Source organism: Streptococcus sp. HMSC062H02 (assembly GCF_001813005.1).
Classification (GTDB): Bacteria; Bacillota; Bacilli; order Lactobacillales; family Streptococcaceae; genus Streptococcus; species Streptococcus oralis_S.
This window is the reverse complement of record NZ_KV811121.1, coordinates 115,566-121,121: the sequence shown is the minus strand read 5'-3', so window position 1 is coordinate 121,121 and position 5,556 is coordinate 115,566. Positions and strand designations below refer to the sequence as shown.

Sequence of the window (5,556 nt, the reverse complement as noted above, 5' to 3'; positions counted from 1 at the left end):
ATGTCCACACCGTCCGCATAGTAGTTGCCATCACAATTGACGAGGTATGGGGAATTTACACAAATAGATTCCTAGTAATCACTAAAAAAGGAAACTCTGGAAATGAATAGTCCTCACGAAGTATAGAACTAAAAGAAAAAAGGGGAGTGTAAAATTGGTAACTTAAGTTTTACAAAGAAAAGAAGACAAGAATAAAGCTATCAAAGTGAAAAAATAATCATTTTTTCTTCATTTTACTTTTCTAGTTTCCTCTATTCACCTGTCACCTGCGCTTCAAATCTAATGTCTCTGTCTGAAATATTCGTTATTTTTATTTGTTTTGCGTTTGGAATCTCAAATTCCCAAGATTCTTTAGATTGAAGAACTACACCTTTTTCTGATAAATATATACTATTATTTGTATCGTTTTCTTTTATTTTTGTTGGGATATTACTTGACGATGAGTAGATTTCGCTAATTTCTTGCTTCAAAACATCATAGTTAGTCCCTAAAAGGTTTCCTTCTCCCTTCTGCCACCATGAGGTTTTCCCAGATAATTCTAATTTCCCACCAGAAATCTTAGATAGATATAATTTTGGAGTAAATTCCTTTTGTTTTGAGGTCGGAACTTTTAAAACTATGGAATCCCCTGGTTTCAAGGTATAACTCGCATTTTTGAAATACAAAAAAATATAATAGGAAAACACAATCGCTACAATAGCAACTATTCCAGAACATCCTAGATTCCATTTATTAAATTGTTTTCTTTTATTTTTCACGCGTACTTCTCCCCATTCTTCGTCAGAAACTCAGATTGAGACATATCACTAATCTGCTCCAAGATCCTCTCTCCAAATATCCTTGTCGGTCACATCAACCCAATTTTTGGGGCTAAAGCGACTAGAGTAGATGGAGGTCCAGTTTACCGATCCACCACTTGAGCTTCAAAGTGTGCCGGTTTGTCGTCTACATTGGTGATGGTGATCGTGTAGGGAGTTTCTTCCGTCACCCCAAATACTTCCTTTATCTCCCCTTGAACCACTATACCATCACTTTCTAAATAGATACTTTTACTCTTATCATTTGGTAAGTCTTTGCGCTCGGTTTTGTCTTTTAAAAAAATTAGCTCCGTTATTGTTTGCTTTTCAACATTATAGACTATATTACTGTCTTTCATTCCCCAACCTTTTCGACCGGACAATTTTAACTTCGCATCATCTAATTTTTTAAAATGTAGTTCCGAATTATACTCCAGCTGCTCTGTTTTAGAAAAAACTTTCAATTCAACACTTTGACCTGGTTGCAGAGTGTACTTACCAGCATTTAAAACCACACAAATAAAAACTGCCGCAAACGAACCATACAACAATCCGATGATCATTCTTGAGAGACTGCTTTTAAAGTGCCGTAAAAGTAGAAATAAAGACACAATAAATAACACGGGTGTTAGCATTTTAGTTTTCCTCTCTCATCACTATTAAAATCCAGAAGAACTGTGGCCCTCAATCCCTCCTTAAAAGAGAGTATATTTTCCAACCCAAAAGAAAGCAGACCAAAGCTATCGAATAGTAGAAAATTTTCTGAAGCAAATGATTTAAAACTATCTTTCTCATCTGATTCACAACTGTATATAACTGATTCATCGCATTGTCCGAGCGTTGTTCCCAAACGGTCACTGAAGAACCTGTGTTACTTTCAATCACAGCTTGATTTTCACTTGCTAATTTCAAATATCTCCCAGCATGATACAACCGCTTTTCCCCATTTAACCAACTAATTTCAACACTCTTGTCTCCTTGTAATCGATTATTGTAACTGATGGATACCGCTTGATTCTCAGAAGAAATCTTACTTTCAATTTGATTATAGTCATCCACCACATAGATAAGGCCGATGTTCTTTCCATTTTCTTTTGAGGGCACTAGATGAATATGCTTATCAAGAGCATGCCAATCCTGATCATTTTTATCTTGAATCAATTGAACCATACTACTATTCACATCCATCTTAGAAAATGAATAATATTGATAGATTGGATTAATGATGAACAATACCATATAAAAAAGGAAAAATAGGAAAAATAGGATAGACTTACTTTTATTTCTCATTTACTGCTCCAAAGTAACTTTTTTTACAAAATATTCTTAAGAACTCTGTCATGGCAACCTGCCTTTATAAAACTATTACCTCGTCGTTCCGTTTGTTATTCTGTTCTCCATATATCCTTAACTGTCACTTCTCCCCAATTATCTAGGCTAAAACGACTGGCATATATGGAAGTCCAGTCTGCCAAGACTTTGTGACGGAGTATTTCATCTGCTTCCCTGCGAATCTCATCGGCAGTCTTTCCATGCTCCGTTAGAAAGGCTTCTACTTGAGACTGATGATAATATCTCACGCTTTTCTCATCGTGATACCACATAAATCGTTCTAATTGCTGATTGTTTACATCGTACAGGTAATCTACATTTATGGTTGTCTCTGTATCTGGCAGTCTCAAACGCATCTCTATCCCAACTTTCGTCATCTCCTGAAATCCAAAATAAAAATAATAACCTAGAGATTGAATAGTATTTGGTAAATCTACACTTTTATAATCAATAGAATGAATAGAAATTTCTTGAGAATCGTTGTCCACAAATTTTAAACTTTTTAACTTATAAAAAGCTCGACCTTTCCATAGAAACGTATAATTGTGATAATCACTTTCTTCGTAGTATATTTCATCAAAAATATTGTGAACTCTCTGATATTTATAGTACTGAAAACCAGAGAAAGATAATAATAGAACTATTAGCAACGAAAAAATTGCAAATTTCCTCTTCTTCATCTAATCACCTCATCTCTGTCAACTCTTGATTACCTGTTTCAATATTTCGAATGAAATTATCAATACTTGGGTAATTTTTTTGTAGCTTATCTACGGTATCTTTTTCTAGTAAAATCCCTCAACACACCCCGTTGTTCATACGACATTGTGTTAAGAAAGAAGTTACTTTCTCTGGTAAACTATCCATACAAAGTCTGATACATCTTTTTCATGAAAGCCTCAAGCTCTTTTTGAACAATCTTTAATAGGCGCTCTTCTTCAGCTTGGGGGATAGTCACTCTCTCATTTTTATTTTTTTCATTTGTTTGAAAATAGGCGCTAGAAACTATATCCAAGTTCTTATCCAATTCATATAGTACACTAGTTATTTTACCATCTATCTCTATTTCAAAATAAGCAGTAACCCCCCGTCCACGATACGATATTTTCAAATCGATGTCTCCTTTTATTTCTATGGAGTCAATTCCTCCATCCAAGCGAATAGCTCCATCGGGAGGAATGACATAGCCCGCTTTACGGATGTCAGGCGCATATTTCCCTGATGCCATCAAACGTTGTAAGACGGCTATATTGTCCCTCTCTTCAAAGGAGGTTTTTAATTGCATATGTTCTTGATGGTTTTGATACTGAAAGTAAAGATTCAAACCAGTAGCTAAGGCAATTACAGAACCAATCACGATTAGCATTTTTTTAAGTCCCGACATTTTTTCACCCCCTCTGTCTAAGTTATCATAGAAGTGTTGTTCATACGACATTGTGTTAAGAAAGAAGCTACTTTCTCTGGTAAACTATCCATACAAAGTCTGATACATCTTTTTCATGAAGCCATCAATCTCGCTTTGAACAATCTTTAATAGGCGCTCTTCTTCGGATTGAGAGATGTTCACACTCTCTTTTATATTTTTTTCATTTATTTGAAAATAGGCGCTAGAAACTAAATCAAAGTTCTTATCCAATTCATAGAGTACACTAGTTATTTTACCATCTATCTCTATTCTAAAATAAGCAGTAACCCCATTCCGTCCCGGATTTGAGATATCCAAATCGATGTCTCCTTTTATCTCTATGGAGTCAATTCCTCCATCCAAGCGAATAGCTCCATCAGGAGGAACGACATAGCCCGCTTTACGGATGTCAGACGCATATTTTTCTGACGCCATTAAACGTTGTAAGACGGCTATATTGTCCCTCTCTTCAAAGGAGGTTTTTAATTGCATATGTTCTTGATGGTTTTGATACTGAAAGTAAAGATTCAAACCAGTAGCTAAGGCAATTACAGAACCAATCACGATTAGCATTTTTTTAAGTCCCGACATTTTTTCACCCCCTCTGTCTAAGTTATCATAGAAGTCTTGTTCATACAGCATTGCGTTGAGCAAGAAGCTTCTTTCTCTGGTAAACTATCCATACAAGGTTTGATATATCTTTTTCATGAAGTCATCAATCTCGCTTTGAACACTTCTCAACAAGTAATCTTCTTCGGCTTGTGAGATAGAAACAATCTCTCTTTTCCCGTTACCATTTTGCTGAGAATAGCTGGAATCAATTAAATTCAGATTTTTATCTAAAATAAAAGTTATATGTGTTTGTTTTTCATTAACCTGTGTGATGAAAAATAACTGAAAATCCTTAGCATCCTTTTTGGGAGGGCTAATTTTCAAATGTAACTCTCCTTCTATTTCTAATGGATAAATAACTCCATCCAATCGAATAGCTCCGTCAGAAGGAATAGTATATCCTGCCTTGCGGATGTCAGACACATATTTTTCTGATGACGTCAAACGATGAAGAACTTCAATTCTTTCATTTTTCTCAAAGGATTCTTTTAAAGCACTAGATTGTTGGAAATGATTGTAAGTAAAATATAAAGGAATCGCTAATAGGAACAAGGACAATACAATCAACCACTTAAACTGTTTTACTTTATCTAACATTCGCCTTTCCTCTATCAACACTCTCTTTCAAATAAGTGGGATTATAAATTCTCACTCACCTTCCTCATCATCATAAACTGGCTCGCCATGGATTTTGATGTATTCTTCATTTCTACGGTCATCTTCTTCCCAAACTGGGTCTCTCACATCATCCATAAATGAAATTTCTTCTAAGCTCATCTCATTTGCTTCATCAAAAGTCAGAGATAAGATATCTTGGTGCTTTTCCTTGAATTCCTCGACTGTTAGCCATGTTTTCTTATCATCTTCACTAATTTTCCCATCAATCGCAGTCGCAATTTCAAGTGCCATAATATACATAGCTCGTTTATCAACAGTGAGAAGGTCAAGGTGCTTAGAAGCAATTCTTAAACATTCACCTTTCTCACGAAAATCCGACATCATTGCATCTTCGTAATCTAGCTGTATATATTCTGACTTATGGGATAAAAAATCATACTTTATCCCTTCCTTAATCTGAACACTTTTCCACCTATCACCATGAGTTTCCTTATCTAATTCTAAATGAATAGAAAGTTTCTCGATTGGTAGTTCTAGAAACCCAGCATACGACAAATCCGGCTCTATTCCATCTTTTTCCTCAAACCACATCCTTTTCGCTAGTTCCATGTAATCAAATGGAATTTCTTTGGTATAATCACCTTTGATATATAGTCTCACTCGTCTTCCTCGTCGTCATAAACACGTTCACCATGGATTTTAATATATTCTTCGCGAAGCCGTTCTTCTTCTTCCCATAGCGGATCTCTTACTGGTATCATTGTCTTTAATTCTTCCAAACTAATTTCAACC

8 protein-coding genes are annotated in these 5,556 nt (G+C 35.3%); all 8 read right to left on the bottom strand.

Annotation, left to right across the window (positions count from 1 at the left end):
• Positions 1-251: 251 nt before the first annotated feature.
• Positions 252-758: a hypothetical protein gene (locus tag HMPREF2885_RS05390; protein WP_049500298.1), complete on the bottom strand. Its 507-nt coding sequence runs from the start codon at positions 756-758 to the stop codon at positions 252-254.
• Between the two features lie 143 nt (positions 759-901).
• Positions 902-1,432, bottom strand: coding sequence for a hypothetical protein (locus HMPREF2885_RS05385; RefSeq protein WP_000957421.1), 531 nt, complete (start codon positions 1,430-1,432; stop codon positions 902-904).
• 49 nt (positions 1,433-1,481) lie between these two features.
• Complete coding sequence (locus HMPREF2885_RS05380) at positions 1,482-2,087, bottom strand: hypothetical protein (protein WP_070657390.1); 606 nt, start codon at positions 2,085-2,087, stop codon at positions 1,482-1,484.
• 95 nt (positions 2,088-2,182) lie between these two features.
• Positions 2,183-2,809: a TipC family immunity protein gene (locus HMPREF2885_RS05375; protein ID WP_049500790.1), complete on the bottom strand. Its 627-nt coding sequence runs from the start codon at positions 2,807-2,809 to the stop codon at positions 2,183-2,185.
• A gap of 179 nt (positions 2,810-2,988) precedes the next feature.
• Positions 2,989-3,513 (bottom strand): thiol-disulfide isomerase, encoded by a 525-nt coding sequence (locus HMPREF2885_RS05370; RefSeq protein WP_070657388.1) that lies wholly within the window; start codon positions 3,511-3,513, stop codon positions 2,989-2,991.
• 84 nt (positions 3,514-3,597) lie between these two features.
• Positions 3,598-4,125 (bottom strand): thiol-disulfide isomerase, encoded by a 528-nt coding sequence (locus HMPREF2885_RS05365; RefSeq protein WP_070657460.1) that lies wholly within the window; start codon positions 4,123-4,125, stop codon positions 3,598-3,600.
• A gap of 84 nt (positions 4,126-4,209) precedes the next feature.
• Positions 4,210-4,743 carry a hypothetical protein gene (locus HMPREF2885_RS05360; protein WP_049550281.1) on the bottom strand — a complete coding sequence of 178 codons (534 nt, stop codon included), beginning with the start codon at positions 4,741-4,743 and terminating at the stop codon, positions 4,210-4,212.
• A gap of 51 nt (positions 4,744-4,794) precedes the next feature.
• On the bottom strand, positions 4,795-5,424 hold the full coding sequence (locus HMPREF2885_RS05355; RefSeq protein ID WP_049550282.1) for a hypothetical protein: 630 nt from the start codon (positions 5,422-5,424) through the stop codon (positions 4,795-4,797).
• Positions 5,425-5,556 lie beyond the last annotated feature (132 nt).